The sequence below is a fragment of the Leisingera daeponensis genome, from assembly GCF_019801465.1.
GTDB classification, from domain to species: Bacteria; Pseudomonadota; Alphaproteobacteria; order Rhodobacterales; family Rhodobacteraceae; genus Leisingera; species Leisingera daeponensis_A.
In genome coordinates this window covers 584,059-605,568 of sequence record NZ_JAHVJA010000001.1, presented here as the reverse complement: position 1 = coordinate 605,568, position 21,510 = coordinate 584,059, and the positions used below count along the sequence as shown (strand labels likewise).

Genomic DNA, 21,510 nt, shown 5'->3' with positions numbered 1-21,510 from the left:
GGTTCTTGCTCCCCGCGAGATCGCGCCAGAGTGCGGGACCCGGGGGTTATCCCGGATCCGGCTGGAGTGGCTGTTTCAGTGTTACTTGGTGATGTCCGGCGCGTCCACGGCCTTCATGCCGACGACATGATAGCCCGCATCCACATGCAGGTTCTCCCCGGTCACGCCGGAGCTGAGATCGGACAGCAGATAGAGAGCCGATTTGCCGACATCATCGGTGGTCACATTGCGGCGCAGCGGCGAGTTGTATTCGTTCCACTTCATGATGTAGCGGAAATCACCGATGCCGGAGGCAGCCAGCGTCTTGATCGGACCGGCGGAAATCGCGTTGACGCGGATGCCGTCCTTGCCCAGATCCTCTGCCAGGTATTTGACAGACGCCTCCAGCGCGGCCTTGGCGACACCCATCACATTATAATGCGGCATCACCTGCTCGGCGCCGTAATAGGTGAGGGTCAGCAGGGAACCGCCTTCGGACATCATCTTTTCCGCGCGGTTGGCGACGGCGGTGAAGGAAAACACCGAGATGTCCATGGTCATCTGGAAGTTGCTGCGGCTGGTGTCGACATAACGGCCGCGAAGCTCGTTCTTGTCAGAGAAGCCGATGGCGTGGACGACAAAGTCCAGCTTCCCCCATTTGGCTTCCAGCTCGGCGAACAGCGCGTCGATGGACGCTTCGTCCGACACATCGCACGGCAGGACGATGTTGCTGCCAAGCTGTTCGGCCAGCGGGTCGACCCGCTTCTTCAGCGCTTCGCCCTGATAGGAAAAGGCAAGCTCGGCACCGGCATCGGCGCAGGCCTTGGCAATGCCCCAAGCAATGGATTTGTCGTTGGCCAGGCCCATGATTAGGCCGCGCTTACCGGCCATCAGTTGACTAGACATGCAGGTTCTCCGCCTGTGATCTGATAATTTAGCGGTGTTTAATATGCTGCGCGGGGCGCTTCAAGGGTTCACGCCCTTGCCGAGGGCCACGAAGCTGCATAGGTTGCATCAAAATCCGACAAGAGGTGCCCATGTCCGACCGTTCCGGTATTTTTGCAGGTGACGATCCCTTTGCCATCGCCAGGTCCTGGCTGACGGAAGCGGAAGCATCCGAACCCAACGATCCCAACGCAATTGCGCTGGCAACGGTAGATGAAACCGGCCTTCCGAACAGCCGCATGGTGCTGCTGAAGGAGATCGAGGACGACGCCTTTGTGTTCTACACCAATTACGAAAGCGCCAAGGCCCGGGAACTGGACCATGCGGGCAAGGCAGCGTTTGTGATGCACTGGAAATCGCTGCGGCGCCAGATCCGGGTGCGCGGCGCCGTCACCCGCGAGGACGGGGCAAAGGCCGACGAATACTACAGGTCCCGTTCGCTCAAGAGCCGGCTGGGCGCCTGGGCATCGAAGCAATCGCAGCCGCTGGACAGCCGCGGCACCCTGATGGCGGAAGTTGCCAAGGTCACGGCCATGAAAGGGCCGAACCCGGACCGCCCCCCGTTCTGGGGCGGTTACCGGCTGGTGCCGGTCGAGATCGAGTTCTGGGCTGATGGCGCCTTCAGGTTGCATGACCGGTTCCGCTGGCGCCGGGATGACGCAAATGGGGCATGGCGGATCAACCGCCTCAATCCCTGACGAAAATCGTCATCTTACCTAGGGTCAAGAAGCCTTTCATGACGATTTCAAGACTTTTTAGCTTGAATTCCAAGGTCAATTTGGCGCATCAGAGCACAATCAAAAAACAAGAAACGCGGTAGGGAATATCCAGTGGCAGAAGATCTCAGCAGCTTGCAGCAGGTTCATGGGCTGGTGAAATGGTTTGACCCGGCAAAAGGCTACGGGTTTGTCGTTTCCGACACTGGCGGCCCGGACATTCTGCTGCATGTGAATGTCTTACGGAATTTCGGTCAAAGCTCTGTCGCAGACGGCGCACGCATTGAGATCGTGACGCATCAGACTGGCCGCGGCGTTCAGGCGGTCGAGGTGATTTCGATCCAGCCGCCGGAACGCGAAGATACCCCCGTGCTCAGCGATTTTGCTGAGCTGGACATGGACAGCCTGCAGAACGAACCGCTGGAGCCTGCGCGGGTGAAGTGGTTCGACAAGGGCAAGGGCTTCGGCTTTGCCAATGTCTTCGGCCGCAGCGAGGATGTGTTCCTGCATGTCGAGGTGCTGCGCCAGTCCGGCCTTGCGGACCTGCAGCCGGGCGAGGCTTTGGCGATGCGGGTGATTGATGGCAAGCGCGGCCGCATGGCGGTTGAAGTACTGGCTTGGGAAGCCGCGCTGATGCCGGCTGTACAGGCCTAACCAGATGCTGCGGCGCCTGCTTTTCAGAGGAGCTGCAGCTGCACTGATTGCTGCTTGCGGAACAGCGTTGGCCGCAGACTGCAAGCCGGACCGGGTAGATCTTCGCGGCAGTTGGGGGCAGGCCGGTTTCACCGTTGAAATCGCCGATGACGAGCAGGAGCGCGCCCGCGGGCTGATGTTCCGCGACAGCATGCCCAGCGGGGCAGGAATGCTCTTTGTCTATGAACACCCGCAGCCTGCCGCCTTCTGGATGAAGAACACGCTGATCCCATTGGACATCATCTTTGTGGACGAGCTGGGCCAGGTGACTTCCGTCCATCAGAACGCCAAGCCGGGGGACCTGACACCGATCCCGGGCGGCGACCATGTGTACGCAGTGCTTGAAATCAACGGCGGCCTTGCTGGTCGATACGGTATTACTGCCGGGTCACAGATGCGGCACGAAATTTTTTCTGCTGTCGGCGCAGTTTGGCCCTGTTAGGGGGTTTTCAAATCAATCTGCCGGGGATAGGAAGGCGCACGGTCCGGGGCGTGGCGCAGTCTGGTAGCGCACCTGTTTTGGGTACAGGGGGTCGTGAGTTCGAATCTCGCCGCCCCGACCACTTCTTTCCATTAAGGTTCAGCGAATCTAAGCCAGCTTGAAACAGCTTTGGAGTTCCAGTCTCCCTTGTGGAGTCTGAATGGCGGCCTGCACAACCCAAAGCATTAACGCTCTCTTAACACCTTGTTAACACACTCTTAACCTTCTGCTTCTGACCCGCATCAATTTGTTAAGCCTGTTGCATGTTTAAGGGCTGAAGATGCGTGATGGCTGCGACAGATCACCGAAAAGTTGTTTAGGTAGCCAGGAGACGCTGCCAGTCCCGTAAGCTGTGCATCACTGCAGGAACCGGCTGGTTGGCCGGTTTTTCTGCGAAGCGGCAAGTTACTCACCGGGAATAAGAAATCGGGATTGCCCGCGAAGGGCGCCGGAACGGCAATACCCGCCATTGCCTGTGGATGAATCAATGCCCGGAAGGCGACCCTGCAAACCACGGAAAGCGTCAACAGCAAAGATCGTTGCCAAGGGGTAAATTTAACATTGACCCTTTGTGTCTTAATACGCCAAATTGTGGACACCGGTTGCGATGGCACTAAATCTGGTGGGTGACAGGGCCGCAGCAACAACGCTGAAAACAGCAGACAGCCCAGTGAAGAAAGGCCGGCGAGGGCCGCAAGCATGCCATCTGCGGCGTGCGCCGGGTATCTGCGTGTTGCGCGGCCGGGCTGGCTGGTGCGGGGGCACCGTGACACTTGACCGATGTGTGCTTGAGAAGGGGCAGAGCATGAAGATCGAACGGAAATTCACCAAACCCGGACAGGATGCCTATGCCGATCTGGCCTTTGTCTCGGCCACCTCGGAAATCCGCAACCCGGACGGGACCATCGTTTTCCGTCTCGACAATATTGAAATCCCCGCCTCCTGGAGCCAGGTGGCCAGCGATGTCATCGCCCAGAAGTATTTTCGCAAGGCGGGCGTGCCGTCCCGGCTGAAGAAGGTCCGCGAAAAGGGCGTGCCCGAGTTCCTGTGGCGCTCTGTCCCTGAAGAAGGCGCCGCCCTGGGCGGTGAAACATCCTCCAAGCAGGTGTTCGACCGCTTGGCGGGCGCCTGGGCCTACTGGGGCTGGAAAGGCGGCTATTTCTCCTCCGAGGAGGACGCGCGTGCCTACTACGACGAGATGCGCTTCATGCTGGCGACGCAGCGCTCTGCGCCGAACTCTCCCCAGTGGTTCAACACCGGCCTGCACTGGGCCTATGGCATCGACGGCCCGGCGCAGGGCCACCACTATGTCGACTACAAGACCGGCAAGCTGACCAAGTCGGACAGCGCTTACGAGCACCCCCAGCCGCACGCCTGCTTCATCCAGTCGGTCTCTGACGACCTGGTCAAGGACGGCGGCATCATGGACCTGTGGGTGCGCGAGGCGCGGCTGTTCAAATACGGCTCCGGCACCGGCACCAACTTCTCCCATCTGCGCGCCGAGGGCGAGCCGCTGTCCGGCGGCGGCAAATCCTCCGGCCTGATGGGGTTCCTCAAAATCGGCGACCGCGCGGCGGGCGCCATCAAATCAGGCGGCACAACCCGTCGGGCAGCAAAAATGGTGATCGTGGACGCCGATCACCCGGATATCGAACAGTTCATCGAATGGAAAGTTATCGAGGAGCAGAAGGTCGCGTCCATCGTCGCGGGCTCCAAGATGCACGAGAAGATGCTGAATGGTATCTTCGAGGCGATCCGCAGCTGGGACGGCGCGGAGTCCGATGCCTATGACCCGGCCGTCAACGACGGGCTGAAGAAGGCGATCCGCGAAGCCAAGAAGGTCGCGATCCCGGAAACCTACATCAAGCGGGTTCTGGATTACGCAAAGCAGGGACACACCTCGATCGAGTTCCCGACCTATGACACCGACTGGGATTCGGAGGCCTACAGCTCTGTTTCCGGGCAGAACTCAAACAATTCGATCCGGGTGACCAACGCCTTCCTGCATGCGGTCGAGAAGGACGCCGACTGGGAACTGTTCAACCGCACCGACGGCAAAGTTGCCAAGGTGGTGAAAGCCCGCGACCTGTGGGAGAAGGTCGGCCATGCGGCCTGGGCCTGCGCCGATCCCGGAATCCAGTTCCACGACACCGTGAACGAGTGGCACACCTGCCCGGAAGACGGTGAAATCCGCGGTTCAAACCCTTGCTCGGAATACATGTTCCTGGACGACACTGCCTGCAACCTGGCCTCGCTCAATCTGCTGAGCTTCCTCAAGGACGGGCTGTTTCAGGCGGACGACTTCATGCATTCCTGCCGCCTGTGGACTTTGACGCTGGAAATCTCGGTGATGATGGCGCAGTTCCCTTCCAAGGAAATCGCGCAGCGCTCCTACGACTTCCGCACCCTGGGTCTGGGCTATGCCAACATCGGCGGCCTCTTGATGAACATGGGCTACAGCTACGACTCGGATGAGGGCAGGGCGCTTTGCGGTGCGCTGACCGCACTGATGACTGGTGTGGCCTATGCCACCTCGGCCGAGATTGCCTCAGAACTGGGTGCCTTCCCGGGGTACGCGAAGAACGCAGATCACATGCTGCGTGTTATCCGCAACCACCGCAATGCTGCAAAGGGCAATGCTGACGGCTATGAGGCGCTGTCTGTGAAGCCGGTGCCGCTGGACATCGCCAACTGCCCGGATGCGCTGCTGGCCGATCTCTCGGCGAGCGCTTGGGACGAGGCGCTGGAACTGGGGGAAAAGCACGGCTACCGCAACGCCCAGACCACGGTGATTGCGCCGACCGGCACCATCGGCTTGGTGATGGACTGCGACACCACGGGCATCGAGCCGGATTTTGCCCTGGTGAAGTTCAAGAAACTTGCAGGCGGCGGCTACTTCAAGATCATCAACCGCTCTGTGCCTTCGGCGCTGGAGGGGCTGGGCTACAGCTCTTCCCAGATCGAGGAAATCGTGTCCTACGCGGTCGGCCACGGTTCCATCGGCAATGCGCCGGGCATCAATCACACTTCGCTGGCGGGACACGGCTTCGGCCCCAATGAACTGGCCAAGGTCGATGCGGCACTGGAATCCGCCTTCGACATCCGCTTCGTGTTCAACCAGTGGACCCTGGGCGAGGATTTCTGCACCGGCGTGCTGGGCATTCCAGCGACCAAGCTGAACGACCCGACCTTCGACCTGCTTCGCCATCTGGGCTTCACCAAGGCGGATATCGAGGCGGCCAACGACCACGTCTGCGGCACCATGACCCTGGAAGGCGCACCGCATCTGCAGGAAGAGCACTACGCGATCTTTGACTGCGCCAACCCGTGCGGCAAGAAAGGCAAGCGTTTCCTGAACGTTGACAGCCACATCCACATGATGGCGGCGGCGCAAAGTTTCATCTCCGGCGCGATCTCCAAGACCATCAACATGCCGAACTCGGCCACCATCGAGGACTGCCAGAAAGCCTATGAGCTGAGCTGGAGCCTGGGAATCAAGGCCAATGCGCTCTACCGCGACGGCTCCAAGCTGAGCCAGCCGCTGGCGGCGGCGCTGGTCGAGGACGACGACGATGCGGCGGAAGTGCTGGAAAGCGGTTCCAGCCAGGAAAAGGCAGCTGTTCTGGCCGAGAAGATCGTCGAGAAAGTGGTCATCAAGGAGGTGCTTAAATCGCACCGCACCAAGATGCCGCAACGGCGTAAAGGCTACACACAGAAGGCGGTTGTCGGTGGTCACAAGGTGTATCTGCGCACTGGCGAATACGAGGACGGCAACCTCGGCGAGATCTTCATCGACATGCACAAGGAAGGCGCAGGCTTCCGGGCGATGATGAACAACTTCGCCATCGCGGTGTCGGTCGGCTTGCAATACGGTGTGCCGCTGGAGGAGTTTGTCGACGCCTTCACTTTCACCAAATTCGAACCCGCGGGCATGGTCCAGGGCAACGACTCGATCAAAAACGCGACTTCGATCCTCGACTACGTTTTCCGTGAGCTTGCTGTCAGCTACTTGGACCGCACCGACCTGGCGCATGTGAAGCCGGAAGGCGCCACCTTTGACGATCTGGGCCGCGGCGAGGAAGAAGGTGTTTCGAACCTCTCCGAGCTGAGCGAAAGCGCAGCAACCCGGTCACTGGAAGTGCTGAAGCAAATCTCCTCGACGGGCTATCTGCGCAAACGCCTGCCGCAGGACCTGGTTGTGCTGCAGGGCGGCCAGATGGACGCAGGCGTGCTGGGCACCGGCACCGATCCGGTGGCGGCGCTGCAAACCCTGGTGCCGGAAACCACCGAAGCACCAGCGCAATCCACAGGCGGCATGGACGCGCGTACCAAGGCGAAAATGCAAGGATACGAAGGTGAAGCCTGCGGCGAATGCGGTAATTACACGCTGGTGCGAAACGGCACCTGCATGAAGTGCAACACCTGCGGGGGAACCTCTGGCTGCAGCTGAGGGCCTCTGCCTGCGGCGCCGGCATTACCCCCGGCGGCGCCGCAAACAAACACCGGAAGCGGGGCTGAACCTGCTTCAAGCGAAATCAGGGACGGGTGCGCCCGTTCTGAACACCGGGATGGCCCAGGTAAGAAAAAACTTTCGGGCAGTCAATGAAGGAGCCTGACCGGTGAAAACTGGCTTCCTCTGGATCAGAGGGAGCCATTTTCTTTTCCGGAACGCTGATCGCTCAGGTGCATACAGATATCTTATAATCAGAATTATGTTAAATGAAAGCGTGCAAGGCCACTCCAAAAAGTGTTTATTTTCCGAAAAATCAAAATCTTAACGGGCGAAGCAAACCTTCCTGGGCCACGCTAGCGACCAATTTCCCGTCCTCAGTATAGATAGATCCGCGATTGAAACCGCGGCCGTTGCCTGTGAACGGCGCGTCCATGGAATACAAGTGCCAGTTCTGCAATTGTATCGGTGAATGAAACCACATGGCGTGATCCAGGCTGGCGGTCATGGCGCCAGGTTTGTGAAATGTCAGCCCGTGCGGTCGCATCGAGGACCCCAGCAGCCCGAAATCGGAAACGTATGCCAGCAGAACATGCTGCAGTTCGGGGCCAGCGTCCTTGGCCGCCTCCATTCGGATCCACATCTGGTTGGCATCACTGGTCTTTTCCGGCTCCAAGGGATCGCGCGGTTCCACTTCCCGGATTTCAAATGGCCGCGGGCGCAGCAGTTCCGGCTGCTTTTCCGGTGCAAAGCGGCTGGCGTTGCGCTTCAGGATTTCGTGGCGCGGTTCCAGGCTTTCCGGCGCCGGAACCCGAGGCATGCCGTGCTGGTGGTCCAAGCCATCTTCCTGTGCATGAAAGGATGCCGCCAGGTTCAGGATCTGCTTGCCGTTCTGCATCGCAACCACCCGGCGCGTGGTGAAACTGCGGCCGTCGCGGGCCGGATCGACCTCGTAGATCACAGGGCGTGACGGGTCTCCGGGCCGGATGAAATAGGCATGAAGAGAATGGCACAAACGGCTGGAAACAGTTGAATATGCCGCCGTCAACGCCTGCGCGATCACCTGGCCTCCATAAATCCGTGTCGGAGTTTCTCCGCCGGATCCGGACCCCCGGAATAGATTGGTATCCAGCTCTTCGAGGTCCAGAAGATCCAGCAAGGTTCTGGCGGTATCAGTCATGTGCAACGTGTTCCTTTTACCGGGAGCAACCTAGCGGTTTCAATCGGTTGGACGTTAATCCGTGATTGCCGCATGCACCAGTGCCTTGAGTTCAGGACGTGACGGATACGAGCTGGACGGCGCAAGCTGCGTGAGGAACACCACCGACAAATCCAGCTGGCGGTCCACCCAGAAGAAGGTTGAGGCAATGCCGCCCCAGCAGAAATCCCCAATGGATCCCGGACAGCGCGCACGCACCGGGTTCAGCACCACGGCGCCGCCGAGACCAAACCCCATGCCCTGCATCGGCTGTTCAGCGAAGCTGAGCGGCCCCATCGAGGCAATTTCGCCTGAAAGATGGTTTTGCATCATGAAATCAGCAGTTTGCGGTCCGATAATAAAGCTATCTCCAAACCTGCCGCGGCACCGGAGCATTTCGGCGAATTTCATGTAATCATCAATGTTTCCAACCAGACCGCCGCCGCCGGATTGCATGTCAGCATGTTCAAACGGAGAGCGCCCGTAGCTGTCCGTCAGCCGCAGGCTCTCACCGCTGGTCACTGCTGAATTCAACGCCATCGCATCACCGGCCAAAGGCGTATAGAGAGACGCAAAGCGGTTCCCTGCCCCATCCGGCACGCGAAATCCGGTCTGTGTCATGCCGAGTGGTGCGAAGATCTCATCGGCCAAAAAATCGCCAAACGGCCGGCCGGACACCACTTCGATGACACGGCCCAGCACGTCGGCTGCCACGGAATATTCCCAGCGGTTTCCCGGCTGGAAGGCCAGCGGCAGCCGGGACAGGCGTTCAACCATGCGGTCCAGCGATCCCTGGTCCGGTTTGAACATCAAATCCTTAGACGCCATCGCTTCCGGCAGGACACCGGGATTGAACGGATAGCTCAGACCGCTGGTATGGGTCAGTAGCTGATGCAGTGTCGGCGGCGGGCATGGCTCTGTCTGATCAATGGCGCTTGCGCCTGGTACCAATGCCTCCATGCAGCTGAATTCCGGAAGAAAGTCGCTGACAGGCGCATCCAGATGAAACAGCCCGCGCTCCAGCAAAATCATGATGGCCACCGAGGTGACCGGCTTTGTCATCGAGTAGAGACGCACCAGCGTGTCGCGGGTGAATGGCAGGTCTTCCTCGATGTTGCGCAGTCCCGCGGCGTGAAAGCACACCTCCTTACCGCCGCGCCAGACCAGCACAGCGCTTCCTGGATATTTTTGTTCATTCACATAACGTTGCTGCCAGGATTTGATCCTTTCCAGCCGTCCGGTATCCATTGCCGCCTCCCGCCAGTACCCGGCTATTTTCATAACCGGCAATTTCAGGAATAATGCGTTGCATGACCGGCGAGGTCGAGCGGCTTTCGTGTTTCCAGGAGGCTCTGACCCGGATTTTCTCTTCGGGCAAAATTGCCGGAAACGCCGCATTTCAAGGCTTCAACCAGAGCAGGTTATGCGGCTTTTTTTTCAGCTTTATGCGTTTGTTTGTTCGCTTTCGAAGTAAATTTGTCTTAGTAGTTCAATGGGAAAGACGGCAAGGACATACATCTGATGGCGAGTATTCTGGTATTGAACGGACCAAATCTGAACCTGCTGGGCACCCGCCAGCCAGAAGTCTACGGATCAGTTACTCTGGCAATGGTAGAAGACGCCTGTGCTGACCACGCCAAGAAGCTTGGCCTGGACGTGACCTGCCTTCAGTCAAACCACGAAGGCGCCCTGATTGACGCCATCCACGACGCCAAAGGGCGGCACGATGGAATTATCCTGAACGCCGGTGCTTACACCCACACTTCAATTGCCTTGATGGACGCACTGATTTCCGTGGAAATCCCGTCAGTTGAAGTGCATCTTTCCAATATTCACGCACGCGAGCCTTTTCGACACACCTCTTACATTTCCAAGGCGGCGCTGGGACAGATCTGCGGTTTTGGCGCCCAAGGCTACTTGCTTGCACTGGATGCACTCGCCACGCATCTGCGTGAGGCCGGCGCGGCATGAAAATAAAGAAATACCTGAACTTCGTCTGCGGCGCGCGGAGCCTCGAAGAGTTGTGGCACGGCCATGTCCAGCAAATGGGCGAGTTTGGTTTTGACCGGCTGATCTATGGCTACACCCGCTACAAGACGGAGACGTCTTTGGGCGACCCGGAAGACTTTGTTGTTCTGTCAAACCATGACGAAACTTATCTTGAGGGCTTTCTGAACAAGGGGCTCTATTTCCATGCGCCGATGCTTCGCTGGGCGCTGGAAAATGAAGGCGCCGGCAGTTGGCGGATTGTCCAGGAGATGGAAGCCAACGGAGACCTCGGGCCTGAGGCCCGCAAGGTGCTTGAATTCAACCAAGCCCTGGACATAACGGCCGGCTACACCGTCAGCTTTTACTCCGCCTCTCCGCGCTACAAGGGCGCGATATCATTGGGAGCCCGGCGCGGCCTGAGCCAGGATGCTGTGGACGCGCTGTGGGAGAAATCCGGAGACGATATCGTTCTGATGAACAATGTCGCGCACCTGAAGATCCAAACCCTGCCTTACGCCGCCCGGAAACGGAACCTGACCAAACGGCAGCGGGAGGTCCTGCAATGGGTCGGAGACGGCAAGACCACGCAGGACATTGCCTTGCTGATGGGCCTGACACCCGCGACGATTGAAAAGCACCTCCGGCTGGCCCGGGAAACCTTGTCTGTCGAGACCACTGCACAGGCTGTCCTGAAGGCGGCACTGCACAATCAGATGTATGTCATGGATGCCTGACCGGCGCCGCCCTGCCCCTCAATTTAGCGCCGCAAACATTTGAATCAGCCTCATATTTTATCCCGGCTCCGTTTCCGTTTCAAACCACCGCGCACAGACGCCAAACGGCGTCAAAAGTATGGTTTTCACTACTACCGTTAAAGGTTATTTCATTGCAGTTTGCACATGTTCCGTGAGTGGTGGCTTTAGCCAAGGAACTTTGGGTATCGACCCCTGCGATTACAGGGCTCTCCTACCTGATCGGGGGCAGGCACGTATAGATCCGTGTCCTGCCCCGATACATGAGGGGTCCTGCCCATCCCCATCAGCGGGGCCCCTCGACCTTTCCTTGCAGGCCTCCGGGCATTTTCGGACAGTCGTTTTCTCCAGGCCCGCAGCGCACTGACCGGGCACTGAACCACCGCCCCCAGCGCAAAAGAAAACCGGCAGGAGGTGATCCCGCCGGCTTCAAATTTCCAAGCTGTAAGAAGAGCCGATCAGCCCTGAGCAGCCTTGGCCACTTCAGCTGCGAAGTCTTCTTTCTCGACTTCGATGCCTTCGCCAACTTCAACGCGGACAAAGCCGGTGATGGTGGCGCCAGCTTCTTTGGCAGCGGCTTCCACGGTCAGGTCCGGGTTCACCACGAACTGCTGGTTCAGCAGGGTCGATTCAGCCACGAATTTCTTCATGCGGCCTTCGATCATCTTTTCGATCACCTGCTCCGGCTTGCCGGACTCGCGGGCGATGTCCATCTGGACCTGCTTTTCCTTTTCAACCACGGAGGCGTCCAGGTCAGCTGCAGACAGCGCGGCCGGGTTCACGGCTGCAATGTGCATTGCAACCTGCTTGCCGATGGCTTCGTCGCCGCCGGTCATGGCGACCAGAACGCCGATCTTGCCCATGCCTTCGGCCGCGGCGTTGTGGACGTAGGAGATGACGGTCTCGCCTTCCAGCTTCTCCATGCGGCGCAGCGACATGTTCTCGCCGATGGTGGCGATCTTGTCGGTCAGGGTATCGGCAACGGATTTGCCGCCCAGGTCGGCCGCCTTCAGCGCTTCGACGTCGTCGGCGTTCAGGGCCGCCTTGGCGATGCCAGCCACCATGGACTGGAATTCGCCGTTCTTGGCAACGAAGTCGGTTTCGGAGTTCACCTCGACAGCAACGCCTTTGCCGCCTTCGACGACAACGGCCACCAGTCCTTCTGCGGCGGTGCGGCCGGATTTCTTGGCGGCTTTCGCCAGGCCCTTGGTGCGCAGCCAGTCAACCGCGGCTTCCATGTCGCCGTTGTTTTCGACCAGTGCTTTTTTCGCGTCCATCATGCCTGCGCCGGTGGATTCGCGCAGTTCTTTCACCATTGCTGCAGTGATTGCCATCTTAGGCTCTCCTCAATTCAAAAACAGATTTGGGGCAGGTGATACCCTGCCCCGCATGTCAGTTCCGTGACAGGACGGATCAGGCTTCGGCGGCTTCTTCAGCCACGGCTTCTTCTGCCGGTGCCTCTTCCAGCGCGCCCAGGTCAACGCCTGCTGCGCCCAGCTGAGCCGACATGCCGTCCAGAGCCGCGCGGGCAACCAGATCGCAGTACAGCGAGATGGCGCGCGATGCGTCGTCGTTGCCCGGGATGATGTAGTCCACGCCATCGGGGGAGCAGTTGGTGTCGACAACAGCCACAACCGGGATGCCCAGTTTCTTGGCTTCAGCGATGGCCAGTGCTTCTTTTTTCACGTCGATGACGAACAGCAGGTCCGGCACGCCGCCCATTTCGCGGATGCCGCCCAGGGAGGCCTGCAGCTTCTCCTGGTCGCGTTCCATGCCCAGACGCTCTTTCTTGGTCAGGCCTTCAGCGCCGGTGGACATCTTCTCGTCGATTTCCTTCAGGCGGTTGATCGACTGGGAAACGGTTTTCCAGTTGGTCAGAGTGCCGCCCAGCCAGCGGTGGTTCATGTAGTACTGAGCGGATTTCTCGGCAGCTTCGGCGATCGGGCCTGCGGCCTGGCGTTTGGTGCCGACGAACAAGATACGGCCGCCCTTGGCAACGGTGTCACGGACAACCTGCAGCGCCTGGTCCAGCATCGGAACAGTCTGGGTGAGGTCCATGATATGGATGCCGTTGCGCGCGCCGTAGATGAAGGGCGACATGCGCGGGTTCCAGCGCTGAGTCTGGTGGCCGAAGTGAACGCCAGCTTCCAGCAGCTGACGCATGGTGAACTCGGGAAGAGCCATGCTATTCTTTCCTTTCCGGTTTCTATCCTCGGCGGGGGTTCAGAGCAGATGCTCCAACCGGGGGTCCGTCAGGGATGTCTCCCCTGATCAGGCCAAACCCCGCCTGCGGGTTCGTATGCGCGCCTATAGAGCAGTTATTGCCAGCTGGCAAGGCCCGTCCCGCAGAAAACGCCACCCTGCCCCGGATTTCAGGCTTGCAGTGCGTCCTGATGCCCGCGGCGCACTAATTGCTCCGCCCTGGCGGCCAGCGCCTTCCGGTCCGGAAAATCCGCCACTTTCAGAGGCGGATGATAGACCAGCTCCACCGTTCCCTGGCGCGGGGCGGCCAGAACCTTGAGAAGGTGCGGGCCAAAATCCATGTCCCCCCACCAGCCATAGAACCGGGCGGGCGCGCCGTCTGGTGCATGATACACCACGGACACTGGCTGAACGTGCAGGCCGTTCCGTAGATGATCTGTGAAAAATGCGGCGAAGAGTGTTGTTTTAAAACGCAAAACCCGCAGCCCGTCGGTTGACGTGCCTTCCGGGAAAAACAGCAGTTTATGCCCGGCGCGCAGCCGCTGCTCGAACAGGTCCGCCTGCTCCCTCGCTTTTCTGGGGTCGCGTTCGATGAACACAGTACCGGTGGCCCGCGCCAGCCAGCCGATGCCCGGCCATTCGGCGACCTCAGCCTTTGACACGAAATAGATCCGCTTGCGCGCATTCAGGGCGAAAATGTCCAGCCAGGAGGAGTGGTTCGCCACAACCGGCCCGCGCTGCTGCATGAGGGAGCCGCGGGTTTTGTAGCGGATTCCCATAAGCCGGAAGGCATTGCGGCAGACGAACTGAGTGATGAACGGCGTGACTGGCCGCTTGAGCCCGAACAGCGGCCGCTCAACCACCCGCAGGGTCAGCAGGAGCAGCAGCCCGCCAAACACCAGCAACGCCAGCGGGATCCCGCGCAGCAGCGCCAGGCACCACCCCAGGGCGCCAATGCGGACCGGATCGGGCGCCTCCTTACTTTGCCAGCTGATGTTCATTCCCTGCCCCGGCCTCCTGCGTAGATCTTCCGCTGCCGTTCGTTCATCCGCTCGGTGTCCAGGAGCAAGCAGACATCAGTGGTGTTGAACGCGTGATCAATATAAGCGCCCTCTCCGACAAACCCGCCGAGCCGCAGATATGCCTTGATCAGCGCAGGTGTTTCCACCATCGCCCGCTTGCGGTCCAGTCTATCCGCGCTCACCAAGTCCATGGACTGAAGGATTTTCGACCGTACCCGCAGGTCCGGCGGCGCCAGATGGTTTTGGTGCAGCATCGCCAGAGGATTGGCCAGCGCATGCGGGTCGGTTCCGTGGAAGCTGGCCACGCCGAAAAGAATCTCTATCCCGTGCCGCTCGACATATTGCGCCAGTCCAGACCAGAGGTGGAACATCGCCATGCCGCCGCGGTAGTCGGCGTGCAGGCACGAACGCCCCAGTTCCAGCAGCCGGCGGCCGGAGGTTTTTAGAACGCTCAGATCGTATTCGTCCTCGGAATAAAACTGTCCTGCTCTGGCCGCCTGATCATCGCGCAGCAGCCGGTACACACCGACCACCATGCCTTTGGCTTCATCTGTCACCAGCATGTGGTCAAAAAAGGGGTCGAACCGGTCCCGTTCCAAGCCGGCATCGTGATCCACCATCTCGCCGCCGCCTCCCAGCTCGCGGACGAAGACATCATAGCGCAACGCCTGGGCAGCCTGCAGGTCTTCCTCCGTTTCGGCAATTTTCACGGAAAACTGCGAGGACATGTCTGGCATTCGGTCACCTTGCATAGTTCAGGCTTGAGCGCTTTTCGCCATTCAGGCAAAGAGCGCGCAGCAGTTGGTAAAAATTTGAGGGACTTCGTTAACCCTTCATAAACCGTTATGGATCAAAGACGGGAATAAGGGAGACGCGCGCTCCGTCAATCACAAGCTTTCCCTGATCGGGAAAATTGACAGTGATCTTGCCGCCCGCGTTTGACTGGACCTGTCCCACGCCCCACTCAGGGTGATCCGGGTGCCGGACAAACATGCCGGGGGCTAAAATAGCGTTGAGGTCATTCATTTGCGGATGGCCCAGTTTGGAGGAAGTATTTGTTATGGGTGTAGATAACGCCAATCTGGCCGCATTGGTAGGGTCCCGGATCTGTCATGATCTGATCAGCCCGGTCGGCGCCATCAATAACGGCCTTGAATTGCTGGGCATGGCCGGCAGCATGTCCGGTCCGGAACTGGAACTGATTTCCGACAGCGTCGCCAATGCAAATGCCCGCATCCGCTTCTTCCGCATCGCCTTCGGCGCAGCCGGCGACCAGCAGACTCCCCGGGCGGAGATCGTATCGGTGCTGGAGGACATCAGCAAAGGCGGACGCATCAAGTACCAATGGTCGCCGCTCGAAGGCTGCACCCGCAGTGAGGCCCGGCTGGCACTGCTTTCGGCGCTGTGCCTGGAGTCGGCCCTGCCCTATGGCGGCGCCGTCAAGATCTTCTCTGCCGACGGAAAATGGACGGTCATGGGCGAAGGCCGCAAGGTGACCGTCGATGATGAGCTGTGGGCGCGGATCAGCGGCGGCAGGTCGAACGCGGAGATCACCCCGGCGCTGGTTCAGTTCGCGTTGCTGCCGGAAGCTGCCAAAGAGGCTGGCCGCACCGTCCGGTTGGAACTGAATCTGGAAAAGATAACACTGCAGTTCTGATCGCTGGCATGCTCAAGGAAACGCCGGGCTGGCTGCCCGGCGTTTTTCGTTGCTGAGGATCAGGCGCGGGTGGTTCCATTGCCGCGCACCAGGTATTTGAAGCTGGTGAGCTGGGTAGCCCCCACCGGACCGCGCGCATGCATCTTGCCGGTCGCGATGCCGATTTCCGCCCCCATGCCGAATTCGCCACCGTCGGCAAACTGAGTGGAGGCATTGTGCATCAGGATGGCGCTGTCGAGCTCGGCAAAGAATTTCTGAACCGCATCCTCATCCTCAGTGACGATGCAGTCGGTGTGCTGGGAATGATGCGTGCGGATGTGCTGGATCGCCTCATCTATGCCCGCTACCTGTTTGGCAGCGATGATGGAATCCAGATATTCCTTGCCCCAGTCCTCAGCCGTGGCGGCGGTCATGCCGCCAGGGCCCGGCAGGCCTGCCTCGGCGCGGATTTCAACGCCGGCAGCGGCAAGAGATTCCAGAACCGCCTTGCCGAGCGTCGGCGCAATATCCTGGTGGATCAGCAGGCATTCGGCGGCGCCGCAGATACCGGTGCGGCGGGTCTTGGCGTTCAGCACCACATCCAGCGCCTTCTGCGGGTCGGCAGCCTTGTCGAGGTAGATATGCACGATGCCCTCAAGATGGGCAAAGACAGGCACCCGCGCCTCGCGCTGGACCAGGCCGACCAGCCCCTTGCCGCCGCGGGGCACGATGACGTCGACGTATTCGGTCATGGTCAGAAGTTCCTGCACCGCGGCGCGGTCGCGGGTCGGTACCAGTTGAACAGCATCTTCCGGCAAGCCTGCGGATTTCAGCCCCTCCGCCAAACAGGCATGGATTGCTTGGCTGGAGTGGAAGCTTTCCGAGCCGCCGCGCAGGATCACAGCATTGCCCGATTTCAGGCACAGCGCGCCGGCATCGGCGGTGACGTTGGGGCGGCTTTCATAGATCACGCCGATCACCCCCAGCGGGGTGCGCACACGCTGGATTTTCAACCCGGTGGGCTGTTCCCACTCTTCCATCACTTCGCCGACCGGATCGCGCTGCTCCGCCACTGCACGCAGTCCATCGACGATGCCCTGGATACGGGGTTCATCCAGCATCAGCCGGTCCATCATCGCGTCCGACAGGCCCTTGGTGCGACCGAACTCCAAATCTTTCGCATTGGCTGCGATGATCTCTGCCCTGCGGCTCCAGACCGCTTCCGCAGTGCCGATCAAGGCTGCATGTTTGCGTTCCGCACTGGCTGTTGCCAGGACTTGCGCCGCTTGCTTTGCACGTTTGCCAAGCTCCGCCATCACGGCGGGAATGTTTTCATTGTCTCTCATATGTCTCGCGCCCTTGCCGGTCTCTGTGCGGCATTGAATGCCGTTCCGGCTGGGATAATCTATCAGAATGTTCAGTCAAAGCGCCATATCATCGCGGTGAATCAGCGCGGCGCGGCCGGGATAGCCCAGCGTGGCCTCGATCTCCTGCGATTGGCGCCCCTGAATGGCACGGGCTTCATCGGCGGTGTAGCGAGACAGCCCCTGGCCCAGCTTCCGGCCGTCTGGGCCGAGGATGGCCAGCGGATCGCCGCGGCCGAAGTCACCCTCCACATGACGGACGCCTGCGGGCAGCAGGCTTTTGCCGGACATCAGCGCGCGGGCGGCGCCTTCGTCGATGGTCAGAACCCCGCGTGTTTTCATCGCCGCGATCCAGCGCTTGCGCGCGGCCTGCGGATCGCCCTGTCCAGTGAACCAGGTGCAGGGAGCGCCTTCGTGAAGCGTTTTCAAAGGGTTCAGCGGCGAACCTTCAGTGATCGCCATGGCGCAGCCCGCCGCGGTCGCCATCTTGGCTGCCAGCAGTTTGGTAATCATGCCGCCCTTGGACAGCCCGGAAACACCATCTCCGGCCATCGCTTCGATCTCCGGCGTGATCTCGTTAATCCGGTCAAAGCGCTTTGCGTCCGGGTCCAGCGCCGGGTTGGCGCTGTAGAAACCGTCGACATCGGACAGAAGGATCAGCGCGTCCGCCCCAACGGTCACGGCCACCTGCGCCGCAAGACGGTCGTTGTCGCCATAACGGATCTCATCCGTTGCAATGGTGTCGTTTTCGTTGACGATCGGCACGGCGCCCAATCCCAGCAGCGTTTCGAGCGTCGCGCGGGAGTTCAGGTAGCGGCGGCGGTTTTCGCTGTCTTCCAGTGTCACCAGAACCTGCGCGGTGGTGATCCGGTGCGGCGCCAGCGCCTCCTCATAGGCGCGGGCCAGACGGATTTGACCTACGGCAGCGGCGGCTTGGGACTGTTCCAGCGGCAGGTCCGCGCGCGGCAGACCCAGCACGCCGCGACCCAAGGCAATCGAGCCCGAGGACACCAGCACCACATCCGTGCCACGGGATTTCAGCCAGGTAACATCATTGGCGAGTGAGTGCAGCCAGCCTGCCCGCAGCTCGCCGGTCTGCCGGTCGACCAGCAGCGCCGATCCGATCTTAACGACAATCCGTTTTGCAGACGTCAGGGCTGCCAAGGCGCTTCCTCCTCAGAGGGTTTCAACCGCAGACGGTCATCGTCGATCTCGTTGCGCAGCGCGCGCAGGATCTCGTTGACACCCTGCCGGCTGACACCGGACATCAGATACACCGGGCCTCCGCTGGCCGCTTCCAGGGCAGCACGCTTCTCGTCCAGCTCCTCCGGATCAATGGCGTCGACCTTGTTGAGCGCGGTGATCCGGGTCTTGGTGGCCAGAACGCCGCCATAAGCTTCCAGTTCGCCAATGATGGTCTCGTAGTCCTCGACCACAGTATCGGAGGTGCCGTCGATCAGATGCAGCAAAACTGCACAGCGTTCCACATGGCCGAGGAACCGGTCGCCGATCCCCTTGCCCTCATGCGCGCCTTCGATCAGGCCGGGAATGTCCGCCACAACAAATTCGGTGTTGTCGATACCGACAACGCCAAGGTTCGGGTGCAGCGTGGTAAAGGGGTAATCCGCAATCTTGGGCCGGGCGTTGGAAGTCGCCGACAGGAAAGTCGATTTGCCTGCATTCGGCAGACCCAGCAGGCCGGCATCCGCAATCAGCTTCAGCCGCAGCCAGATGGTGCGCTCCACGCCCTCCTGGCCCGGATTGGCACGCCGCGGCGCCTGGTTGGTGGCAGACTTGAAGTGCAGGTTGCCAAAACCGCCGTTACCGCCTTTGGCCAGCAGAACCCGCTGGCCGACCTCGGTCAGGTCCGCCAGCACGGTTTCTTCATCCTCGTCCAGGATCTCGGTACCGACAGGCACCCGCAGCACGATGTCATCACCGTCCTTGCCGGTGCGCTGGCGGCCCATTCCGGACTGGCCGTTTCTGGCAAAGAAGTGCTGCTGGTAGCGGAAGTCGATCAGGGTGTTCAGCCCTTCGGTGACTTCGGCCCAGACAGAGCCGCCCTTGCCGCCGTCGCCCCCGTCCGGGCCGCCGTATTCGATGTATTTCTCACGGCGGAAGCTGACGCAGCCGTTCCCGCCTGCGCCCGAGCGGATGTAGACCTTTGCCAGATCGAGGAATTTCATGACAGCTCCTTAATGCGGCAGGACACATTTCCTGCCCGCGCAGTACACGTGTCCCGCCAAGGCCCGAAGCCTTAGCGGGACTGTTTCGATTGCCTTACCGCAAAGCGCAGGCCGCGCCAATCACAGTTTTCGGCTGTAGGTCCAGGTTGGAACGGAGGCGCCGCGCGCCACCGAGTAGCTTTCGGCATCGCCGAGGTAATCAAAGCCGCAGTGGATCAAAACCCGTGCCGAAGCCGGGTTGTCCTGAAAGACGGAAGCAAACATCGCATCGTTCTTCTGCGGGTTGGCGTCAACCAGCGCCTTCAGCGCCGCGGACGCCAGCCCGGTGTTCCAAAACGGAGGCGCAGTCCAATAGGAGACTTCCGACTGGTTGCGGTCCATCCGCTTCAGCCCGATCACGCCTTTCAACTCGGAATCGCCCTCTATGGTACCATCGATAACCCAGACGTCCTCATCCCGCTCCTCTGCCATGGCGCGGGCGACAAAGGCCTCGGCCGCACCGGGCGGCAACGGATGCGGCACTGAGCGGGTCATGCGGGCGACACGGGCGTCGCTGACATAGTGCTCAATCAGGCCGGCGTCAGACTTCCTCAGCGGCCGCAGGACAAAACGCTCGGTTTCGATAACCTGCTGGCATACGATCTGCTCCAAGTTCATGTCTCTGCTCCTCCTCAGCCGGTATTTATGCGGCTGCAAGCCTGAAATGTGCCTGAGCTGCCGCAACGGCAATAGTTACGGTGTTCAAATTGTGCAAAATTTCCCGTTTGACCGGCATCAATGCCTGCTGCACACGTTCCGGCACAGATGCCTTCGGCAATACTCATCACATTCTCACAGGCTAAAACAGAAAAAGGGGGACCGGCCCTGAAGCCGATCCCCCTAAAAGATATCTTTGCCCTTCGGGTCGGCTTACTCAGCGGCCTCCGCCACTGGGAGAACCGATACAAAGGTGCGGCCTTTCAGGCCTTTGCGGAAGCTCACAGCACCGTCTGCAGTCGCAAAGAGAGTGTGGTCTTTGCCAATGCCCACGCCTTCGCCCGGCCAGAACTTGGTGCCGCGCTGACGCACGATGATGTTGCCTGCGATGGCCGCTTGGCCGCCGTAGAGTTTCACGCCAAGGCGGCGACCTGCGGAGTCGCGGCCGTTACGGGAGGAACCGCCAGCTTTTTTATGTGCCATTCTGTCTCTCCTTAGCCTTTAGCCAGTTCTTTGGCCTGCTCAACCCACTCGGGCTTCACTTTGATTGCCTCGATACCAGCAATGTCGTCTTCGGACAAGGCTGCGATCTGGGCAAAGCTGGTGAGGCCTGCTTCCGCCAGTTTCTTGGCAGCTGCGGGGCCGACGCCGGTCAGCTGGGTCAGGTCGTCCGAACCTGCAGCGGCTTCAGCAGCCGGAGCGGCTTTGGCTTTGGCAGCAGCTTTCGGAGCGGCTTTGGTTGCGCCCGAAGCCAGAATCTCGGTGATCCGGACCAGGGTCAGTTTCTGACGGTGGCCTTTGGTGCGCTTGGAGGAGTGCTTCCGGCGGCGCTTCACGAAGTGGATCAGCTTCTCGCCTTTGATCTGCTCGATCACTTCTGCCTTGACGGCAGCGCCGTCAACCAGCGGAGCACCGACAACCGGAGCGTCGCCGCCCAGCATCAGAACTTCGTCGAATTGGATAGTGTCGCCGGCATCTGCAGCAAGTTTCTCAACGCGGAGCACGTCGCCCGCCTGAACCTTGTACTGCTTGCCGCCAGTCTTGAGGACCGCAAACATATGCGTCTTTCCTTTTCTAACCGCGTCCTACGGCCCCCTTGCGGGCGTTTCGGCAGATGCCGCCTCGAACAGCGCGCCCTTGGATGGGCGTATGACAAATAAACCCCGGCGCACGGATTCCGGGCCGGGATGCGGGCTTATGG

21 protein-coding genes and 1 tRNA gene are annotated in these 21,510 nt (G+C 60.2%); 8 read left to right on the top strand and 14 right to left on the bottom strand.

The window, feature by feature from the left end; genetic code table 11:
• Window positions 1-81: 81 nt before the first annotated feature.
• Window positions 82-885: an enoyl-ACP reductase FabI gene (gene fabI / locus KUV26_RS02940; RefSeq protein ID WP_222503187.1), complete on the bottom strand. Its 804-nt coding sequence runs from the start codon at window positions 883-885 to the stop codon at window positions 82-84.
• 125 nt (window positions 886-1,010) lie between these two features.
• Here fabI and pdxH point away from each other — a divergent pair, with 125 nt between their 5' ends.
• The 5 genes from pdxH (at window position 1,011) to KUV26_RS02915 (ending at window position 7,264) form a co-directional block, all read left to right on the top strand.
• Entirely contained in the window at window positions 1,011-1,622 is a 612-nt protein-coding gene (gene pdxH / locus KUV26_RS02935; protein ID WP_222503188.1) for a pyridoxamine 5'-phosphate oxidase, read from the top strand.
• 132 nt (window positions 1,623-1,754) lie between these two features.
• Window positions 1,755-2,294, top strand: coding sequence for a cold-shock protein (locus KUV26_RS02930; RefSeq protein ID WP_222503189.1), 540 nt, complete (start codon window positions 1,755-1,757; stop codon window positions 2,292-2,294).
• Between the two features lie 4 nt (window positions 2,295-2,298).
• Window positions 2,299-2,775, top strand: a complete 477-nt coding sequence (locus KUV26_RS02925) for a DUF192 domain-containing protein (RefSeq protein ID WP_222507246.1) — start codon at window positions 2,299-2,301, stop codon at window positions 2,773-2,775.
• A 44-nt stretch (window positions 2,776-2,819) separates the two neighbouring features.
• Window positions 2,820-2,896 (top strand) — tRNA-Pro (locus tag KUV26_RS02920).
• A gap of 723 nt (window positions 2,897-3,619) precedes the next feature.
• On the top strand, window positions 3,620-7,264 hold the full coding sequence (locus tag KUV26_RS02915; RefSeq protein WP_222507245.1) for a vitamin B12-dependent ribonucleotide reductase: 3,645 nt from the start codon (window positions 3,620-3,622) through the stop codon (window positions 7,262-7,264).
• A 316-nt stretch (window positions 7,265-7,580) separates the two neighbouring features.
• Here the strand turns inward: KUV26_RS02915 and KUV26_RS02910 are convergent, their stop codons facing one another.
• The gene (locus tag KUV26_RS02910; RefSeq protein ID WP_222507244.1) at window positions 7,581-8,444 is read right to left on the bottom strand and encodes an acyl-CoA thioesterase; all 864 of its coding nucleotides are present in this window, start codon (window positions 8,442-8,444) and stop codon (window positions 7,581-7,583) included.
• Between the two features lie 54 nt (window positions 8,445-8,498).
• On the bottom strand, window positions 8,499-9,710 hold the full coding sequence (locus tag KUV26_RS02905) for a serine hydrolase domain-containing protein (RefSeq protein ID WP_222507243.1): 1,212 nt from the start codon (window positions 9,708-9,710) through the stop codon (window positions 8,499-8,501).
• A gap of 273 nt (window positions 9,711-9,983) precedes the next feature.
• Here KUV26_RS02905 and aroQ point away from each other — a divergent pair, with 273 nt between their 5' ends.
• A complete protein-coding gene (gene aroQ, locus KUV26_RS02900; RefSeq protein WP_222502694.1) occupies window positions 9,984-10,433 on the top strand; it encodes a type II 3-dehydroquinate dehydratase in 450 nt (149 codons plus the stop codon).
• Window positions 10,430-11,185 (top strand): autoinducer binding domain-containing protein, encoded by a 756-nt coding sequence (locus KUV26_RS02895; RefSeq protein WP_222507242.1) that lies wholly within the window; start codon window positions 10,430-10,432, stop codon window positions 11,183-11,185. The genes aroQ and KUV26_RS02895 overlap by 4 nt, the downstream gene beginning before the upstream one ends.
• A gap of 476 nt (window positions 11,186-11,661) precedes the next feature.
• Here the strand turns inward: KUV26_RS02895 and tsf are convergent, their stop codons facing one another.
• From tsf to KUV26_RS02870, 5 genes are all read right to left on the bottom strand, one after another.
• Entirely contained in the window at window positions 11,662-12,537 is an 876-nt protein-coding gene (gene tsf / locus KUV26_RS02890; protein WP_222502692.1) for a translation elongation factor Ts, read from the bottom strand.
• Window positions 12,538-12,616: 79 nt separating this feature from the next.
• Window positions 12,617-13,387, bottom strand: coding sequence for a 30S ribosomal protein S2 (rpsB, locus tag KUV26_RS02885; protein ID WP_222502691.1), 771 nt, complete (start codon window positions 13,385-13,387; stop codon window positions 12,617-12,619).
• Between the two features lie 188 nt (window positions 13,388-13,575).
• On the bottom strand, window positions 13,576-14,406 hold the full coding sequence (locus KUV26_RS02880; protein ID WP_222507241.1) for a lysophospholipid acyltransferase family protein: 831 nt from the start codon (window positions 14,404-14,406) through the stop codon (window positions 13,576-13,578).
• The gene (locus tag KUV26_RS02875; protein WP_222507513.1) at window positions 14,403-15,164 is read right to left on the bottom strand and encodes a GNAT family N-acetyltransferase; all 762 of its coding nucleotides are present in this window, start codon (window positions 15,162-15,164) and stop codon (window positions 14,403-14,405) included. The genes KUV26_RS02880 and KUV26_RS02875 overlap by 4 nt, the downstream gene beginning before the upstream one ends.
• Before the next feature lie 106 nt (window positions 15,165-15,270).
• A complete protein-coding gene (locus tag KUV26_RS02870; protein ID WP_039145992.1) occupies window positions 15,271-15,453 on the bottom strand; it encodes a DUF3553 domain-containing protein in 183 nt (60 codons plus the stop codon).
• A 34-nt stretch (window positions 15,454-15,487) separates the two neighbouring features.
• Between KUV26_RS02870 and KUV26_RS02865 the strand changes: the two genes are divergently transcribed.
• Window positions 15,488-16,084 carry a histidine phosphotransferase family protein gene (locus KUV26_RS02865; protein ID WP_222507240.1) on the top strand — a complete coding sequence of 199 codons (597 nt, stop codon included), beginning with the start codon at window positions 15,488-15,490 and terminating at the stop codon, window positions 16,082-16,084.
• A 59-nt stretch (window positions 16,085-16,143) separates the two neighbouring features.
• Here the strand turns inward: KUV26_RS02865 and KUV26_RS02860 are convergent, their stop codons facing one another.
• The 6 genes from KUV26_RS02860 to rplU form a co-directional block, all read right to left on the bottom strand.
• Window positions 16,144-17,409, bottom strand: coding sequence for a glutamate-5-semialdehyde dehydrogenase (locus tag KUV26_RS02860; protein WP_222507239.1), 1,266 nt, complete (start codon window positions 17,407-17,409; stop codon window positions 16,144-16,146).
• Between the two features lie 75 nt (window positions 17,410-17,484).
• Window positions 17,485-18,591 carry a glutamate 5-kinase gene (gene proB, locus KUV26_RS02855; protein WP_222507238.1) on the bottom strand — a complete coding sequence of 369 codons (1,107 nt, stop codon included), beginning with the start codon at window positions 18,589-18,591 and terminating at the stop codon, window positions 17,485-17,487.
• Complete coding sequence (gene obgE / locus KUV26_RS02850; RefSeq protein ID WP_222502685.1) at window positions 18,579-19,613, bottom strand: GTPase ObgE; 1,035 nt, start codon at window positions 19,611-19,613, stop codon at window positions 18,579-18,581. Before obgE ends, proB begins: the two co-directional genes overlap by 13 nt.
• Window positions 19,614-19,733: 120 nt before the next feature.
• A complete protein-coding gene (locus tag KUV26_RS02845) occupies window positions 19,734-20,270 on the bottom strand; it encodes a GNAT family N-acetyltransferase (protein ID WP_222502684.1) in 537 nt (178 codons plus the stop codon).
• 252 nt (window positions 20,271-20,522) lie between these two features.
• Window positions 20,523-20,792, bottom strand: coding sequence for a 50S ribosomal protein L27 (rpmA, locus tag KUV26_RS02840; RefSeq protein WP_222475790.1), 270 nt, complete (start codon window positions 20,790-20,792; stop codon window positions 20,523-20,525).
• An 11-nt stretch (window positions 20,793-20,803) separates the two neighbouring features.
• Window positions 20,804-21,367, bottom strand: coding sequence for a 50S ribosomal protein L21 (gene rplU / locus KUV26_RS02835; RefSeq protein WP_222507237.1), 564 nt, complete (start codon window positions 21,365-21,367; stop codon window positions 20,804-20,806).
• Window positions 21,368-21,510: the final 143 nt, after the last annotated feature.

Excerpts from the sequence above, each read along its gene's own strand:
- KUV26_RS02915 (WP_222507245.1), top strand. The coding sequence starts at position 3,620 with ATGAAGATCGAACGGAAATTCACCAAACCCGGACAGGATGCCTATGCC.
- KUV26_RS02860 (WP_222507239.1), bottom strand. The coding sequence starts at position 17,409 with ATGAGAGACAATGAAAACATTCCCGCCGTGATGGCGGAGCTTGGCAAA.
- rpmA (WP_222475790.1), bottom strand. The coding sequence starts at position 20,792 with ATGGCACATAAAAAAGCTGGCGGTTCCTCCCGTAACGGCCGCGACTCC.
- aroQ (WP_222502694.1), top strand. The coding sequence starts at position 9,984 with ATGGCGAGTATTCTGGTATTGAACGGACCAAATCTGAACCTGCTGGGC.
- KUV26_RS02925 (WP_222507246.1), top strand. The coding sequence starts at position 2,299 with ATGCTGCGGCGCCTGCTTTTCAGAGGAGCTGCAGCTGCACTGATTGCT.
- KUV26_RS02875 (WP_222507513.1), bottom strand. The coding sequence starts at position 15,164 with ATGCCAGACATGTCCTCGCAGTTTTCCGTGAAAATTGCCGAAACGGAG.
- KUV26_RS02910 (WP_222507244.1), bottom strand. The coding sequence starts at position 8,444 with ATGACTGATACCGCCAGAACCTTGCTGGATCTTCTGGACCTCGAAGAG.
- tsf (WP_222502692.1), bottom strand. The coding sequence starts at position 12,537 with ATGGCAATCACTGCAGCAATGGTGAAAGAACTGCGCGAATCCACCGGC.
- KUV26_RS02845 (WP_222502684.1), bottom strand. The coding sequence starts at position 20,270 with ATGAACTTGGAGCAGATCGTATGCCAGCAGGTTATCGAAACCGAGCGT.
- fabI (WP_222503187.1), bottom strand. The coding sequence starts at position 885 with ATGTCTAGTCAACTGATGGCCGGTAAGCGCGGCCTAATCATGGGCCTG.
- KUV26_RS02905 (WP_222507243.1), bottom strand. The coding sequence starts at position 9,710 with ATGGATACCGGACGGCTGGAAAGGATCAAATCCTGGCAGCAACGTTAT.
- KUV26_RS02865 (WP_222507240.1), top strand. The coding sequence starts at position 15,488 with ATGGGTGTAGATAACGCCAATCTGGCCGCATTGGTAGGGTCCCGGATC.
- KUV26_RS02870 (WP_039145992.1), bottom strand. The coding sequence starts at position 15,453 with ATGAATGACCTCAACGCTATTTTAGCCCCCGGCATGTTTGTCCGGCAC.
- rplU (WP_222507237.1), bottom strand. The coding sequence starts at position 21,367 with ATGTTTGCGGTCCTCAAGACTGGCGGCAAGCAGTACAAGGTTCAGGCG.
- obgE (WP_222502685.1), bottom strand. The coding sequence starts at position 19,613 with ATGAAATTCCTCGATCTGGCAAAGGTCTACATCCGCTCGGGCGCAGGC.
- rpsB (WP_222502691.1), bottom strand. The coding sequence starts at position 13,387 with ATGGCTCTTCCCGAGTTCACCATGCGTCAGCTGCTGGAAGCTGGCGTT.
- KUV26_RS02895 (WP_222507242.1), top strand. The coding sequence starts at position 10,430 with ATGAAAATAAAGAAATACCTGAACTTCGTCTGCGGCGCGCGGAGCCTC.
- KUV26_RS02880 (WP_222507241.1), bottom strand. The coding sequence starts at position 14,406 with ATGAACATCAGCTGGCAAAGTAAGGAGGCGCCCGATCCGGTCCGCATT.